The sequence below is a fragment of the Corallococcus sp. Z5C101001 genome (assembly GCF_007352635.1).
In the GTDB taxonomy this organism is placed as follows: Bacteria; Myxococcota; Myxococcia; order Myxococcales; family Myxococcaceae; genus Corallococcus; species Corallococcus silvisoli.
Window position 1 is genome coordinate 297,792 of sequence record NZ_VKLU01000013.1, and the last position, 16,182, is coordinate 313,973.

Annotated in this window: 13 protein-coding genes; 7 read left to right on the forward strand and 6 right to left on the reverse strand. The window is 69.8% G+C overall.

The features are described 5' to 3' along the window. Positions 1-9: 9 nt before the first annotated feature. On the reverse strand, positions 10-813 hold the full coding sequence (locus FOF48_RS28295) for a lectin ESA-2 (RefSeq protein WP_143906529.1): 804 nt from the start codon (positions 811-813) through the stop codon (positions 10-12). Between the two features lie 299 nt (positions 814-1,112). Further along, positions 1,113-2,423 (reverse strand): DUF2185 domain-containing protein, encoded by a 1,311-nt coding sequence (locus FOF48_RS37610; protein ID WP_143906531.1) that lies wholly within the window; start codon positions 2,421-2,423, stop codon positions 1,113-1,115. Between the two features lie 203 nt (positions 2,424-2,626). On the opposite strand from FOF48_RS37610, the gene FOF48_RS28305 reads away from it, so the two are divergent. Continuing rightward, positions 2,627-3,193: an RNA polymerase sigma factor gene (locus tag FOF48_RS28305; RefSeq protein ID WP_201756021.1), complete on the forward strand. Its 567-nt coding sequence runs from the start codon at positions 2,627-2,629 to the stop codon at positions 3,191-3,193. Between the two features lie 57 nt (positions 3,194-3,250). Beyond that, positions 3,251-3,826, forward strand: coding sequence for a GNAT family N-acetyltransferase (locus FOF48_RS28310; protein WP_143906533.1), 576 nt, complete (start codon positions 3,251-3,253; stop codon positions 3,824-3,826). Here FOF48_RS28310 and FOF48_RS28315 read toward each other — a convergent pair. Further along, positions 3,760-4,236, reverse strand: coding sequence for a response regulator (locus FOF48_RS28315; RefSeq protein ID WP_143906535.1), 477 nt, complete (start codon positions 4,234-4,236; stop codon positions 3,760-3,762). The genes FOF48_RS28310 and FOF48_RS28315 overlap by 67 nt on opposite strands. Before the next feature lie 244 nt (positions 4,237-4,480). Between FOF48_RS28315 and FOF48_RS28320 the strand changes: the two genes are divergently transcribed. Next, the gene (locus FOF48_RS28320; protein WP_143906537.1) at positions 4,481-6,190 is read left to right on the forward strand and encodes a R3H domain-containing nucleic acid-binding protein; all 1,710 of its coding nucleotides are present in this window, start codon (positions 4,481-4,483) and stop codon (positions 6,188-6,190) included. A 237-nt stretch (positions 6,191-6,427) separates the two neighbouring features. After that, on the forward strand, positions 6,428-7,237 hold the full coding sequence (locus tag FOF48_RS28325; RefSeq protein ID WP_143906539.1) for a hypothetical protein: 810 nt from the start codon (positions 6,428-6,430) through the stop codon (positions 7,235-7,237). Between the two features lie 4 nt (positions 7,238-7,241). Here FOF48_RS28325 and hflX read toward each other — a convergent pair whose 3' ends face one another. Beyond that, positions 7,242-8,657, reverse strand: coding sequence for a GTPase HflX (hflX, locus tag FOF48_RS28330; RefSeq protein ID WP_143906541.1), 1,416 nt, complete (start codon positions 8,655-8,657; stop codon positions 7,242-7,244). An 88-nt stretch (positions 8,658-8,745) separates the two neighbouring features. On the opposite strand from hflX, the gene FOF48_RS28335 reads away from it, so the two are divergent. Together FOF48_RS28335 and FOF48_RS28340 are read left to right on the forward strand one after the other, a co-directional pair. Further along, complete coding sequence (locus tag FOF48_RS28335) at positions 8,746-11,511, forward strand: hypothetical protein (protein ID WP_143906542.1); 2,766 nt, start codon at positions 8,746-8,748, stop codon at positions 11,509-11,511. Positions 11,512-11,516: 5 nt separating this feature from the next. Beyond that, positions 11,517-12,425, forward strand: coding sequence for a CPBP family intramembrane glutamic endopeptidase (locus FOF48_RS28340; protein ID WP_143906640.1), 909 nt, complete (start codon positions 11,517-11,519; stop codon positions 12,423-12,425). A gap of 25 nt (positions 12,426-12,450) precedes the next feature. Here FOF48_RS28340 and FOF48_RS28345 read toward each other — a convergent pair whose 3' ends face one another. After that, a complete protein-coding gene (locus FOF48_RS28345; protein ID WP_143906544.1) occupies positions 12,451-13,407 on the reverse strand; it encodes a hypothetical protein in 957 nt (318 codons plus the stop codon). 79 nt (positions 13,408-13,486) lie between these two features. Next, entirely contained in the window at positions 13,487-14,275 is a 789-nt protein-coding gene (locus FOF48_RS28350) for an ABC transporter ATP-binding protein (RefSeq protein ID WP_143906546.1), read from the reverse strand. Between the two features lie 181 nt (positions 14,276-14,456). Between FOF48_RS28350 and FOF48_RS28355 the strand changes: the two genes are divergently transcribed. Then, on the forward strand, positions 14,457-16,181 hold the full coding sequence (locus tag FOF48_RS28355) for a hypothetical protein (protein WP_143906548.1): 1,725 nt from the start codon (positions 14,457-14,459) through the stop codon (positions 16,179-16,181). Position 16,182 lies beyond the last annotated feature (1 nt).

Below are 16,182 nucleotides of genomic sequence, written 5' to 3' on the forward strand. Positions count from 1 at the left end.
ACGTGGGGGTCAGTTCAACTTGCCGCGGAAGCCGATGGGGCCTTCACCGTTGTAGGTCGTGGTCCCCGTCAGGGCCTTCCCACCATCCGGGGAGGTGAAGTTGAGGGCCACGACGTTCTGGTTCTGCCGGGCGCCGATGATCCAGAGCCCGCCGGGCTGCCAGGGCGCGGAGGAGCCGCCCCACTGGTTCTCCACCGTGTAGTTGTTGCCGTCGGACAGGGTGCCGCGGAAGCCGATGGGGCCCTCGCCGTTGTAGGTCATGGTGCCCGTCAGCGTCTTGCCGCCGTCGCTGGACGTGACCGAGACCGCGACGACGTTCTGGCCCTTCCGAGCGCCGAGGACCCAGACACCACCGGGCTGCCAGGGCGCGGAGGCGCCTCCCCACTGGTTCTCCACCGTGTACGCGCCGCCGTTGGACTGCTCGCTCCGGAAGCCGATGGGGCCCTCGCCGTTGTAGGTCGTGGTGCCGAGCAGCGTGTTGCCGCCATCGCTGGACGTGACGTTGAGCGCGACGATGTGCTGGCCCTTCCGAGCGCCGAGGACCCAGACACCGCCGGGCTGCCAGGGCGCGGAGGAGCCGCCCCACTGGTTCTCCACCGTGTAGTTGTTGCCGTCGGACAGGGTGCCGCGGAAGCCGATGGGGCCCTCACCGTTGTAGGTCATGGTCCCCGTCAGCGTCTTGCCGCCGTCGCTGGACGTGACGTTGATCGCGACGACGCCCTGCCCGGGCCTGCTGCCGATGACCCAGAGACCGCCCGGATTCCACGGGGCACCCGAACCACCCCACTGATTCTGAACGACATACGCAGTCATCTTTGACGCCCTTTCAAATGGTGGCTGGAGGGTTCGCCAACCACGGGTTGGAACCAGGACGCGGAGACAGGTCCGGTTCGTCAGGGCGCCAAAGCAGCTCTCGTGCCGCTGCGTTCTTCAGAGAGCCCTCCTCGAGCAGGGCCCGGCACGCCGCCATTCTTGATTGTCTTTTGCGTTCCAGGCCGACGCACACGCGTCAATCAAAGACGCGTAAGGGGTTCCCCCTAGAACCCCAGCCACAACGACATCCACAATCACAGCCCCTTGGACACAGGCGACTCCGCGTCCATGGCTGGGGCTCACACGTCCGGAATGAACCCATCCCCCTCGCGCCGGAACACCGCGCCCACCGGCGCGTCCAGGATGGCATCCAACTCCTTGCACCGGCCCAGCAACGACCGCAGCGACACCACCACCAGGTTCGAGGCCTTCTTCATGTAGGCCGCATCCTCCACGCCTGAAGAGAACGCCCAGCCGCTGTCTTGCGCGTTGCTGGGCTTCATGCGCTCCGCGAAGCGGATGGGTTCACCGTCATCCAGGATGGCCCGGGTGACAATCGCGCCGCGCTGCCGGAGCTGCATCCGGCGCAGCAGCCGCTGCCGCTCCTCCGTGCCCAGCTCCACCCGGACGCGCACCACCCTGCCCTTCGCGTCGAAGTGCCGGCTGACCGCGAAGACCCCGTCTCCCCATCGGTTCCCGCACCCCACCACCCGCGCACCGTCGAGCACGAGCGACGCCGCGTCCTCCGCGCTCGCGCGCAGCCCCGCGTTCAACTTCTCCAGGTTGCAGTGCGGCCGGTAGTCCACGCCCACCGCGAGCGAGTCCTTCTCGATGCGCTCCTGCAACGGCGTCGCCTTCTCCCCCACCCGCTCCAGGGGCAGGTCCCTCCATCCAAACAGCCCGCCCCCCAGGTCGCTCGCGCCCAGCTCCTTCGCCAGCGCGGGCGCGTCCCTGCCGTGGAACACGTAGTCCGCCAGCCCGTCCTCCGGCTCCCACATGCGGAAGTGCCCCATCGGGCCCAGTCCGGCGAACAAGAGCTGGCCGTGGTCCACCATCACCCCCGCCACTTCCTCGGAGCGGACCGCCTTCGCCTCGCCGTCCACCACCACGTCGATGGAGCGCCAGCGCCCTCCAAACTCCCCAGGCGGCATCGGCATCCCCACCACTTGCAACGCGCGGCCCCGGGGCAGCGCCCCCGCCACCACCGCCCACAGGCCGTTGTACTTCGCCACCCCCAGCCCCCCACCCGCCTCCAACGCGAGCCGCGCTCGCTCGGTGTGCGGAACGCGCTCCGGCAACACCTCCGCGCGCGCGTCGAAGCCCCGCTCCCGCGCGAACCCGGCGAAGTGCTCCGCGGCCTCCGCCGCGTCCTCCCGGTCGAAGAGGAAGCGCGGATCGAACTCGCGGTCGTACGCCCGTCCCGCCGCCTCCGCGTCCGGCCCCGCGAGGCGCAGGTCGTACTCCGCCGGTGCCTTCTTCCGGGGCGACGCAGGCTCCGCGTCATGCCGCCAGAAGCGCGCCAGGCCCGGGTCCAGGATGAGCAACACCCCCTCAGGCAGCTCGACCTCTCCCAGGACCACCGATGCGGGCGTCTTCGCGGTGCGTGTCATCCACGCGACCCTACCTCCAGGGCGCATGAAGCCCAGCGCATTCGGGGAGGGCGGGGGAGGAAACCACCGGGCGCCCCATCCGCCGCCATTCCTCTCACAAAGGCTACCAACCCACCACATCCAACCTGCAAGGCTTTACGCCATCTCAAAGGAATCAGACCTATAGCGTTATCTATATGTGACCGGCACTGGGGGGCCGTTCGATGATAAGAGAAGAACTGGATCGCTCCGACATGGAGTACGCAGACTTCGCGGTCCGGCATCAGCCCATCCTGATGGCGATCTGCCGGAAGCTCTGTGGAACGCGTGGCAGGGCTTGCGACGACCTGGTGCAGGACGTGCTGCTCCGAGCGCTGCTCAAGTGGGACACCCTCCAGCATGATCCAGAGCCTGAACGGCGCGCATGGCTGGTGCGGGTGCTGCACAGCCGCTTCCTGGACCAGTGCCGCGGCCAGAGCCCGCAGCCCGCGGCCGCCATCACCCAGGACAACGTGCACACGCTCTTCGAAGAGCCGGACGCGCCTCCGCCAGAGCTGTGGGACCACCTCACCGAGGCGCAGTTCCGGGAGGCGGTCTCCGCCCTGCCCTACAACCTGCGCCGCACGTTCGAGCTCCAGGCGGAGGGGCTTCGCCATGAGGAGATCGGCCGCCGGCTGGGCGCTCCAGCGACCACGGTGGGCTCCTGGCTCTTCCACGCGCGGCACCAGCTGCGCGACCAGCTCCGTGCCATGGCCGAAGCGCGCCGGGACCAGGCAGGCCGCGAGCGCTGAACCGCCTGGGCCACATCCGGCGCCCAGGACGTTCACGCGGACCTATGCTCCGGCCCCATGCCGCTTCCGTACGACGTCCGGGCCGTGCAGTCCCCAGAAGAGCTGGAGCAGGTGCTCGCCCTGCAGCGCCGGAACCTGCCCCCGGTGCTCTCCTCGGAGGAGCAGCGGGCGCAGGGCTTCGTCACCGTCCAGCACGACCTGACCACGCTGGAGCGCATGCACGCGCTCGCTCCCAGCGTCATCGCCCTCCAGGGCTCCGAGGTCGTCGCGTACGCCCTGGTCATGCCCCGCGAGTGCCGTGCGCTCGTCCCCATCCTGGAGCCGATGTTCGCGCTCATCGAGCAGCTCGAACACCGCGGCCGTCCGCTCAAGGACCAGCGCTTCTATGTGATGGGACAGGTGTGCGTCGACAAGGCCCACCGGGGGACAGGCCTGTTCGACGCGCTCTACCACCAGCACCGCGCGCGGCTTCGCGAGCGGTTCGACTGCGTCATCACGGAGGTCTCGGTGCGCAACACCCGCTCTCTGCGCGCGCACGCGCGGGTCGGGTTCGAGACCGTCCACACCTACCGCGACGCCAGCGACACCTGGGCCGTGGTGCTCTGGGACTGGGACGCCCCCACTTCACCCTGAAGCGACGGCTCCACGGGGGAAGGCCGGTTCGCCATCCGCTTGTGGTGCATGCCCGAAAGCTTCAACGCCAGCTCCGGACCGGTGACGCCCTTCGGGATGTAGCCGTCCGCTCCCGAGGCCCGCACCAGCTCGCGCAGCCGAGACTCGTCCATGGACGAATACAGGATGAACAGCGTGTCCGGCCCCGCGAACTGGCGCACCACGCCCAGGATGCGATCCCCGCTGAGCGCCGGGATGTTCACGTCCAGGAGCACGATGTCCGGCTGGTGCGTGCGCAGCATGTTCGCCACGCCCAGCGCCGCGCGCGTGGTGACGACATCGAAGCCGTAACGGCTGATGGAACGCTCCACCAGTTCGAGCACAAGTGGGTCATCGTCCACCACAAGTGCCTTCAGTTTGCCTTCCGCCATGCGCGCCTCCTGCCTTCCAAGGCCCTTGTAAGGATGTCTGAAGCACATTCCTTCCAGGTACACTGTGAAATATACGCTATAGCTGCATTGGAACGCAAATACCCGAGACTCAGGGCTTATTAGGACTCCACTCTGGGTAGGTAAATCGTGGGATGCCCGTAGAAAACGGGCTCTTCCGGGATTCCCGGAAGCGGAAGCAGGGGGCCCGGCGACGCCGGTCCGAGGCTAAAGAACCTGCATCGCCATGGACCGCCGCCCTCCCGAGACTCCGCCCCCCTCCCACGACGACTTCGCCCTGCTGGTCGCGATCCTCCCCGCGCCGCTCCAGGAGGCGGTGCGCCGGCTCCCCGAAGCGGAGCTGTTGGAGGTGGTGATGGATTTGGGCCGCCCTCCGGAAGCACGGCTGGTGAGCGGCGTGGCGCGCTTGTCGGACGCGCCCGTGGAGCAAGAGGCGTTGCAGGCGGTGCTCGCCCGGGTGGGTGAGCCGGGCGGGGACAACCGCGCGGGCATCGAGCGCACGCTCCACCGCGTGTCGGCCATCCGCAACCGGCAGGGGCGCGTGGTGGGGCTCACGCTGCGCGTGGGGCGGGCCATCCAGGGCACCATCGACATGCTGCGCGACCTGGTGGAGTCGGGGCGGAACCTGCTGCTGCTCGGACGGCCCGGCGTGGGCAAGACGACGAAGCTGCGCGAGGTGGCGCGCGTGCTCGCGGACTCGCTGGGCAAGCGCGTGATGGTGGTGGACACGTCCAATGAGATTGGCGGCGACGGGGACATCCCGCACCCGGGCATTGGCGGCGCGCGGCGCATGCAGGTGAGCCGGCCGGACCGGCAGCACGACGTGATGATCGAGGCGGTGGAGAACCACATGCCCGAGGCCATCGTGGTGGATGAGATTGGCACCGCCGCGGAGGCCGCCGCCGCGCGCACCATCGCGGAGCGCGGCGTGCAGTTGGTGGCGACCGCGCACGGCAACACCTTGCAGAACCTGGTGCTGAACCCCACGCTCTCCGACCTCGTGGGCGGCGTGCACACCGTCACGCTGAGCGACGACGAGGCGCGACGCCGGGGCACGCAGAAGACCGTGACCGAGCGCAAGGGAGCGCCGACCTTCGACATCGTGGTGGAGATGGTGAGCCGCGAGGAGGTGCGCGTTCACCGTGACACGGGCGGCGCGGTGGACCGGCTGCTCACGGGCGCGGAGGTGGGCGGGGAGCGCCGCCGGCAGCAGGACGGCGCCGTGCACGTGGACGCGCCCACGGAGGTCGTGGAGGCCACGCCGCCGGGTGGACGCGTGCCCAAGGGCACCCCGGCGCTGGGCGCTCCGAAGCCAGGGCCCACGCGCATCGCGGCGCATGCGGTGAGCCGCGAGCTGCTGGAGCGCGTGCTGCGCGACCTGCCGGTGGAGGCCCTCGTGGTGGGGCGGCCGGAGAACGCGGACCTGGTGCTCACGTTGCGAAGCCGCGCCAACTCTCCCCGCCTGCGCCGCGCGTCCGAGCGCGCGGGGGCGCGGGTGCTAGCCATCAAGCGCAACAGCGCCACGGAGATCCGCCGCGCGCTGCGCACCGAGTTCCACCTGCTGGAGGGTGTCGATCCACGCGACGTGCACGCCGCCGTCGCGGACGCGGAGCAGGGCATCCAGCGCGTGCTCGTGGACGGCGTCTCCGTGCCGCTCCCGCCTCGGCCGTCACGCCTGCGCAAGCTGCAGCACACGCTGGTCGTGAGGAACCACCTGGAAGCCATCAGCGTGGGCAGCGAACCCCTGCGCCACCTGGTCATCTACCCGCTGGGCACCGCCGTGCCGGAGCCCTCCGGCGCGGAGCCGTCACCGGAGGAGGTGGAGCCGCTGGAGGCGGAGGACCTGGACGCGGAAGGCGCGCTCGAGGATGAGGACGAAGCAGCTCCTGATGATGAGGACGCCTCCGACGATGAGGCTCCGAACGAGGGGACCTGACCGGCGCCGCGACCGCGTGGGCGCGCGCCGCCGCCGCGAGCGCGACACGGGCGTCATGAGCGGCGGTCCCGACATGACCGCCCCTGGTTGCGCAGCGCACTGCACACGTCCACCGGGGTCAGGGGAGCCCCTTTGCCTGGAGATTCATGGGGTTGAGGAGGGCACGACGGTTGCTCAAGGCCAGGGCACGGTCCGCCGCGAGGAAGCGGTGGCGCCGCACCCTCCCTGGAGCCCTTCATGCGTCGCACCGCCTGCATTGCCCTCGCCGTCCTCGCCACCAGCGCCTGTGGAGGCAACCTCCCCACGAAGGAGGAAGTGGAAGACGCGACGGCGCGCGTGGAGCGGGTGGCGGCCTCCGCGCACCAGGTGCGTGGCGCGTTCGAGGCGCTGGGGCTGATGCCCGTGTACACCTGCGGCGAGCCCCGGCGCGCCTTCCTGGGCCACGCCGCGGAAGGCCTGTCCTCCCGCATCTCCTGCGCGACGGCCACCGTGCGGCCGGTGGATGACGTCACCGACGCGGTCGTCGTGTCGTTCCCCGCCGGCGGCTGTGACGTGCACGGCCTGCGCTTCACCGGACACGCGGTGCTGGAGTATCGCGGCGGCGAGGACCTGATGGAGCTGAACGCCGACCTGCGCGGGCTGGCCGTGGACGGCCAGCCGCTCCAGGCGAAGGTGGGCTATGGCACCTGTTCAGATGAGACGCACCTGTTCGCGGAGGTGGAGGGCGACGTGCCGGGCCGAGAAGGGCACACGTTCCACATCCACAGCCGCGTGGGCATGCGCCAGGGCCTGCCCCTCATCGGCGGCGCGTCGCTGCTGTTCGACGGTCCAGGCGAGCTGACGGGGCCCGGCGGCACGGACCGCCTCACGCTCACGTCCGTCCTGTACGAAGTCGGCGACTACCTGCCCAAGGAAGGCACGGCCCTGCTGGAGAGCGCGAACGGCCACGTGCTGAAGCTCACGTTCCAGCCGGTGCTGTGGCGCGTGGGCAAGGTGGAGGTCACCGTGGACGACAAGGACCCCATCACCGTGCCCGTGGTGCGCTGAGGCCTCAGTCCTGCAACGACCGGGTGAGCCGGGCGATGGCGCCCGGCAACCCGCGCACGCGCAGCCGGCTGCCCAGCTCGTCGTAGGCCTGCGACACCACCGTGGTGTGTTCATACACCTCGCCGATGCGCGCCTGCCGGGCGTACGGAATCACCAGGTCCGCCTCCACCATGGAGGCCTCGAAGAAGGCGATGATGTCCTTGCGCAGCATCGCCACGTCGTCCGGCCGATGCGCGGACACGAGGATGGCCTCGGGGTGTTCCGCCCGCAGCGCGTCCTGCGCCGCCGCGTCCAGCCGGTCCACCTTGTTGAAGAGCAGCCTGCCGGGCACCACGTCCGCGCCAATCTCCCGGAGCACCGTGCGGGTGACGTCCAGCTGCGCGGCCCAGGTGGGGTCGGACGCGTCCACCACGTAGAGCAGCAGCGACGCCTCCAGCGCCTCGTCCAGCGTCGAGCGGAACGACGCCACCAGGTCGTGCGGCAGCTTCTGGATGAAGCCCACCGTGTCCGAGACCAGGATGCGCGGCCGGGTCTCCGGCTGCATCGCGCGCACCGTCGTGTCCAGCGTCGCGAAGAGCTGATCCGCCACCAGCACCGCGCTGCCCGTCAGCGCCCGCATCAGCGAGGACTTGCCCGCGTTCGTGTAGCCCACCAGCGCCACGCGCAGCTGGTCGCGGCGCGCGTAGCGGCGCTGGTCCTGGTCCTTCTGGATGGCCGCCAGCCCCTCGCGCAGCTCCGCCAGCCGGTCGCGAATCTTGCGGCGGTCCAACTCCACCGCCGAGTCTCCCGAGCCGCGGCCCTGCTGGCGCTCGCGGCCTCCCGAGGACTCGCGCAGGCGCGGGGCCAGGTAGTTGAGCCGGGCGATCTCCACCTGCATCCGCGCCTCGTGGCTCTTCGCGTGCCGGTGGAAGATGTCGACAATCACGCCCGCGCGGTCCAGCACCTGCGCGCCCGTGGCCCGCTCCAGATTGCGCAGCTGGCTGGGTGACAGCTCGTGGTCCACGACCACCACCGTGGGCCTGGGGCCCGGCTCCAGGGCGGTCGCCTCCGGAGCATCCTCGGCCTCCTCGAAAGGGTCCTCCGCGTCATCGTCGCCAGGAGCGTCCGCGTCCTCCGGCTCCCCGTCGGCTTCGGCCTCCCACTTCTCACGGGCCTTCGAAGCCTTGCCCTGCGCGCCGGACGGGATGACGCCGGTGCCTCCGGTGAGCGCGGCCAGCTCCTTGAGCTTGCCTGAGCCGAGCACCGTGCCGGTGGCCAGCCGCTCCCGGCGCTGGGACACCGTCGCCACGGAGTCGAACCCCAATGTGTGCACCAGCCGACGCAGCTCCGCGAGATCCGCGGCATGAGCCTCGTCCGTGACGCCGGGAAGCTGGACACCAACGAGGACCGCGCGCGGACGCTCGGGGAGGGTTTTCGCCATGGACAGGCTCGTAACACGTCGGGCCCGGAGATGAGCGATATGGTGGAGCCATTCGCGGGGCCCACGCATGTGCCCCCAGAGGGCAGGCATGCGGTTCTACTGCACCATCTGCGGCTACCACGCCGCCTTCATGCTCAGGCCCGTGAGGTGCAGGGGATGCATGGGCACCGGGTCGATGAAGGAGGTCCCCCGAGGCATTCCGAAGCACCGGAAGTCCACGCGGTACGGGAGCTACACCATCCGTGGAGGAAAGGCCTTCCGGCAGCGGGACGCCAAGGAGTCCCAGCGCTCCGTGCTGGCGCGAAGGAAGCTGGAGACCTTCAAGACCCCGCTCCCCAACCACCTCCTCCCTTTCAAGAAGCGGAAGCATTCGCCGTCGATGACGTCCTCGCCCCAGGAGCCGCCTCCCTCCCTGCGCAGGGAGGAGGTCCATGAGGAGGAGGCCGGACTGGACCTGGGGGTCGGCACCTTCAACATCAACCACTTCAGCCAGAAGACAGCCAAGGCCAAGAAGGACCTCCTCTTGCGCCTCTTCGAGCAGAACCCCTGGTTGGACGTGCTGGTGCTCCAGGAGATCAACAAGAAGGCGCTCCCCCTCCTGAAGTCCATCGACTTCAAGGGACACGGGCTCACCCTGGTGCTGGGGCCGCAGATGCAGGCGGTCTACCCGAAATACAAGGGCCAGAAGGCCTCGGAGGATGACGACAGCGAGGACGAGGACTCCGACGATGAGAGCTCCATGTCCGATACGGACGAGGAGACCTGGACGCTCGGGAAGAGCCAGTGTGAGTGGTACCCCATCATCTTCAGGACGAGCTGCTGCACCGATAGCAGCTGGCGCGCCTTCAGCGGCGGCGAGGTGAAGCGGCGCTCCAGCGACCGCTCCACCGAACCCATCCAGTGGGCCAAGCCCGTCGAATACACCAAGGCACCCAAGGGCTGGACGACGAAGTACCCCACGCTGCTCAAGGAGCGCAGGGAGCAATACCGGCTGCTCAACGCGCGCCACCTCCCCTGGCGCCCGGTCGTGGTCCACGACCTGCGCATCGGCAAGCACGACGTGCACATCGGCGTGGTCCATACGTCCCCCGCGGGGCAGGGGCTGGGCCGCATGGGGGAATACGAGCAGGTGTCCGGCTTCTTCCAGCATGTCTCCCAGAACACCGGCGAGCCGTGGATCATCGCGGGCGACTACTACATCGACCCTGAAGCCACGGTGGCGGTGAACTCCGACACGAAGAGCCGCCAGTGGGACGACCTCTTCCACGTGAAGGCGGACACCCTGGGGCTGACGCTGTCGGTGCCTGTCTCGGCGTCGAACCAGTCCTCGCAGACCTATCGCAGCGTGAACTCGAAGAAGAACCAGGAGCAGTTCAAGGAGAAGGGCTACATCAAGGACTGGGACCAGGTGGGCGACAAGTTCAAGCTCAACAAGCGCGCCGACTTCTTCGTCATCAGCCGGGCCTTCGCCCTGCATCACACCGGCATCTTCTCTCCCGTCAAGGGACTGCTGCCGGTGGATCCGAACCACCAGGCGCTGAACTTCTGGGCCCAGACGAGCGACCACGCGCCCACCGGCGGCATCTTCTGCGACTCGCCCTTCTCCGAGAAGTGGGCCCGGAACTGGCAACTCATCTCCGAGTCCCTGGGCACGCGCCAGTCCCAGGCCCAGCTGGAGGTCTGGGAGCTCCAGAAGCAGGCCGTGGACGAGCTGCTGTCCTCGCTCCGAGAGCTGATCCCCCTGCTGACGCGGTTGCAGGAGGATGGCCTCCGGCTGGCGCAGCGGCTGTGCGTGTTGATCGTCAAGGCCCTGAACTCGCCGGCCGCGATCGCCATCCGGGGCGTCTCCTTCGAACCCGACGAGCAGTATCCGCGCTGGAAGGCGAACTCCCAGAACGTGACCCAGCAGCACCTGAGCGAGTTCTTCGGCGTCTGCGCCCAGGTGGAGACCGCCTCCGTGCTGAACAGCCCCCACGCCCTGGAGCAGTTCGCGCTGCTGTTCCGCAATGCCTACCGGGCGCTCCAGCAGATTGGCATCCGTCCGCGGAGCTTCGACCTCACCCCTGAGTCGGAGACGTACTCGCAGGTCAAGCTGGGGACCCGCCAGACGGCGTCGACGGGCTCCCGCACCGGCAAGGAGAAGCTGACGCAGGAGCTGCAGCAGGAGATCATCGAGCTGCTGAGCGGCTACCTGGAGAAGCAGCGGTCCACGGGCTCGCCTCCCCCGTCGCTCGTCGGCTGCGTTCAGGGCAGCGTCAACCAGTTCCAGGTCCCGGGAGGACGGACCGCCTGCTCCGCGATGGCGGTGCTGGGGATCGCCGCGGTGCTGGCGCACGGGGGAGAGCTGGACACCGAACGCATCGACAACATCCTGCTGGAAGGCACGGCGCTCTATCAGCGGATGAACACGGCGACGGAGGACGAGACCGAGCTGATGCAGGCGTTGGCGCTGTCGTGCGGTGGGATGGTGGATCCCATCGTCTTGCAGCCCCAGGCGCCCTACTACAACCCGCTGGAGATTCCCGAGGAGGAGATCCGGCTGCGAGGCCTCCTCCAAGCCGGCGCGGGCACCAGCCACCGGGACACCCTGGGCCAGGAGCTGGCGTCGCTCTTGAGGCAGGGCGAGCGGATGGGGGTGGCGCTGGTGCTCGGCGGCTATACCGTGTCCGTCATCCGGAATGGCGATGCCTATTATCTCTTCGACTCCCACGGCTGGAAGGACCGGAGGAACGCGTTCGTGCAGCGCTATGCCTTCGTCAACGAGCTGCTGGTGGCGGTGGGAAAGATGGCGAAGTCGCGCGCCCTCTTCGACCACGAGATCGGCGTCACCCTGTACCTGCCCGAGGACGTATGACGCCCCTGCGTGGTGATGTCGCCGTGCTGCTGGAGAAGGCGCCGCCGCGGCGCCAGGCGCTGTCGGAAGCGGCGTTCGTGTTCTTCGCCGTGCTGGGCCCCTCGACGGTGGGGCGGCTGGGACTGGCGGCCACGGTGGCGGTCGGGGTGGCGCTCCTGGCCTGGGGGCTGGCCCTGCTGAGGCCCTGGGAGTCCACGCGCCAGGGGGCGTGGTGGGGCGTGGTGGGGCTGCTCGTGGCGTTGGGCGGCACGGGCGCGGGGGCCTGGGTGGCGACGGACGCGGAGGTGACGAAGGGCTTCTCGCTGTCCATGGCGCCGCTGGTCATCCGGGCGCTGGGCATGTGCCTGTTGGTGGCGGTGCTGCTGTGGCGCGATGGGCAGGGGCCCGCGCAGGTGGGGCTGGTGCGCGAGGGTTGGGCGCGGGAGCTGCTGCTGGGCGTGCCGGTGCTCGCGGGCACGTACGCGGTGCACATCGCGGTGTCGGTGCCACTGGCGGCGGTCGCGGTGGCGTTGAAGCTGGCGGGCAAGGAGCTGCTGGCGCGCAAGGGCGTGGCGGCGGCGCTGCTGGACACGGGCCTGGGCGTGCCGGCCTTCGCGGCCATCATGGTGGTGGTGACGGGCTTCGAGGAGTTCGTCTTCCGCGGCTTCCTGGTGCCCCGGCTGCGGGTGGTGCTGGGCGGCTGGGTGCCGGCGGTGCTTTGCGCCGCGGTGCTCTTCTGCGTGGGGCACTTCTACGAGGGCACGCTCGCGGTCTTCCAGACATTCGTGATGGGCGCGTGGTTCGGCGTCGTCTTCTGGTATCGCGGGCGGCTGCTGCCCTTGATGGTCGCGCACGCGGCGTTCAACACCATCAGCTTCGCGCTGATGCTGTGGCTGTCGCGCTCGGGGCTGTTGGAGAAGCTGCCGCCCCTGTGACTCAGGAGCGGCGCATCCTGGGCGGTTACGCGTGGGCCTGGGGCATCAGCGAGAACGCCAGCTCCCTCACCAGCCGCTGGGCCATCCGCGCGGAGGGCAGTCCCGAGGCCCGGGCCACGGCGTCCGGTACGAGGCTCGCCGCGGCGTCGCGCTCCAGCTCACGCCAGGCTTCGCGGCGGGCCTCCTCCACCCGCTCGCGCGCCTCCGGGGACAGCTGCTCCAGGGCCCAGGCGTCAATCGCCCACGACAGCTCCGCGTGCCGCTGCTCGTCCGGCGCGATGGCCGCCAGGGACTCGCGCACCTGCGCGTCCTCCGCGCTCCTCGCCTGCCAGCCCGCGAGCAGCGCCCCGAACGTCTCACGCACGCAGCCCTCCACCGCGTTCTCCAGCGCGAGCGCCTCCAGCGACCGGGCCTGGAAGGGGGCCACCTTCAACTCCGGAATGGGAGCGCCGTGCCGCAGCGCCAGGGCCTCCATCGCCCTCGCGTGACGCACCTCCTCCTTCGCGGACCGCCTCGCGGCCCGCACCAGCCGCTCCGGCGCGCCGTGCGCGGCCAGCTCGTCCGCGAGCCTCTCAAAGGCAGGCACCGACGCGGCCTCCAGGTGCGCCATCCTCGCGAAGAGCGCCCCCAACGCCGGGACCTCCACGGCCACGGCCCCGTCGCTGCACAGCCCCTCCGGCCGGCGGCCCTCGCAGATGAACAGCGTTTCGCAGCTCACCTGGTCCGGTTCGGGCTTGTCCTCCGTGGACTTCGATAGAGAGCAGGGAGCCTTGGCGCCGTAGCTCGCGCACAGCTCCTCGCAGGCCGTGGCCTGCGTCGGCGTCCCTCCATCCAACAGCATCGCGGGAATGGGGAACGTGCTCTGCGACGTGTGGCCATCCGAGTCACACCCCCACGTCGAGGAACACCCCATCCCCAGGGCCGTGACGGGCGCGAGCAACCACAGACGCGAGAACACGGGGCGAAGCTTCCGGCGGGACATGCAATACCTGCTTCCATCACGAACCCGCCGGCCCCCGGGCGCCTGAAGCCTCTCATACAAGGCTTCTGGAAATAAAGGCTCAGGTCGGAGCCTGCGCCGAGCGCCGCCGCAACCAATTGCGCAGGAACGCCTTCACCTCCGGATGCTGCGACTGCCGGAAGTGGTCCGGCGGGCCGTACTCGACGACACGGCCCTCGTGCATCAGCGCCAGGTGGTCCGCCATGCCGAACGCGGAGGCCACGTCCGGTGTAATCACCAGCGACGTGGCGCCCAGCTGCTGCTTGCCCGTGGTGATGATTTCATTCACCGCCGCCGTGGTGAGCGGATCCAGGCCCGCCGTGGGGTCGTCGTAGAGCAGGATCTTCGGCTGGAGGATGGTGGCGCGCGCGAAGCCCACGCGCTTCTGCATGCCGCCGGAGAGCTCGCCCGGGAAGCGCGTGGCCGCGTGCGACAGGCCCACCTTCGCCAGCGTCTCGTTCACCGTCTTCGTGATTTCGGGCTCGGGCATCTTCGTGCGCTCACGCAGCGGGAACGCCACGTTGTCGTAGACGTTGAGCGAGTCGAAGAGCGCGTTGGCCTGGAAGAGGATGCCCAGCTTGCGGCGCATCTGGTTGAGCGACGGCTCATCCATCTTCGCCACCTCGTCGCCCTCCACCAGCACCACGCCCCGGTCCGGCCGCATCAGGCCCATGATGTGCTTCATCAGCACCGTCTTGCCTGAACCGGACACCCCCATCAGCACGCAGGTCGTCCCCTCCGGAACCACCAGGTCCACGCCCCGCAGCGCGGCCTGCCCACCAAACGACTTGTGCAGGTCCCGCACCTCCAGGGTCAGCTTCGGCGCCGGCTCACGGCTCGCGTCACTCATCGCCCCGGCACCCTAGCGCGCACGCCCCGCCAACGCCCTCCCCAAAGGAGGGGGGCCCCCTGGGCCTGTCCTCTGAGTTGCTTTCGCGGCGCAAGCATCTGGCCCACTGGCGCGCCCGCGAGTGTCCGCCCGACACGCGCTTCGGTACGGTGCGCCCCCTTCCCTTCCAGGGTCCTCGCGCATGACCGTCCGCACCCTCTGTCTTGCATTGCTCGCGCTGTCCGCCTCCAGCTGCTCCGAGGGCCCCTGCGAGGACCTGAGGTGCTACCAGCCCAATCCCTGCGATGAGGACCGGAGCTGCGGCTGGCTGGGGCTGCCCTATGAAACGCTGGTCGCGCCCACCCCACCCCGGACGGGGGAGCTCATCCGCCTGGGCGAGGACGTCCCCTGGCGCGGCTATGCGCTCAGGACGGAGCCCGGCCGCATCTACACCTTCTCCTGCACCGCGGAGGGTTTCGAGTCCTGCGATGTGTACCTGCGCAACGGGAATGAGACCGAGGGGTTCGTTGAGCAGGAGGGGAGCACCACGCATGTCCACTTCCGGAGCACCCGCCCGGACAGCCACTTCGCCTACGTGAGCGCGCGGCCCGTGGGGAGCACCGGCACCTTCCGGTACGCCTTCAGCGAACGCCCCGACGACCATGCGCCCGACGCCGCCAACGCCACGCGCCTCACTCCCGGCGGACCGGCGGTCCCGGGACTGCTCCAGGCAGGACCGGACACGGACACGTTCGCCTTCGACATGCAGGCGGGCCACGCCTTCTCCGCGCACTGCACAGGCGCCGCCAACCTCGAACGCGGCATCACGGCCAGGCTGACGGGCCCCGATGAGGACAGCCTCGCGAAACTCAGCATCGGAGTCAGCGGCGACGGCTGGACAGGCAGGGCCCTGGCGACGCGCACCGGCCGCTACGTCTTCCAGCTCGTCAGCGACCGCACCACCTCTCTTGCCTATGCATGCTCGCTGGAAGACCTGGGCGTGGACGACCACGGAGACGCGTGGGCCACCGCGACCCCGCTGCCCGAGGGCGACAGCGTCCCGCTGACGGGCGCCATCCAGCTCGGATACGACCTGGACGCGTTCACCTTCCTCGCCCGCGCGGGCCATGCCTACGCGCTGCGCTGCGACACCCCCACCTTCAGCCCCTGCCGCGACGCCCGCATCCTCGACGCGCGAGGGAATGAACTCCCCGCGCCCGTGGGCGTCGCCAGCGACACCCGGCTCCGGGTGAAGGTGGAGGGACAGGGGACCCCAGGCGTCTACGCGCTCACGCTGCTGGACCTGGGCGCGGATCAAGGCGCGGGCCCGCGGGACGCGGTGCGCGTGACCGCGGACGTGCCCCTCACGGGCTACCTCACCCCTGCCGGGGACGAGGACTTCTTCCGCTTCGAAGCCCAGGCGGGGCACGTGTACACCGTCCAGGTGGACGGGGCCTCCGTGGAGGCCCTCCTGCTCGCATCCCCATCGCAGAGCCTCACCCGCTACGACATCGCGAAGGTCCAGCGCTTCCTGGTCGACGCCGACGCCACCGTGCTGCTGCGCGTCTCCGGCCCCCGGGCGAAGTACCTGCTGCGCGTGCAGGACGTGGGCGTGGATGACCACGCGGGCACGCCTGAAGAGGCGACGGACGTGGGCGATGCGCTTCGGGTCAGTGGCGTGCTGGATGCCAGCACGGACGTGGATGGGTTCTCGCTGGTCTTGGAGGCTCGGCCCCATGCCCCGCGCATCACCTCGCGCGACACGAAGTTCCTGCTGTTCGAAGCAGACGGCGTGACACCCGTGCCCTGGGACACGGCCCGGGGCGCCTGGGTGCCACGCGCCGCCGGACGGCACTTCGTACGGGCCGACGTGTTCGGCACCTTCTCCGCCCCGGACGCCTACGTCCTCGAACTCCTCCCCCTTTGAT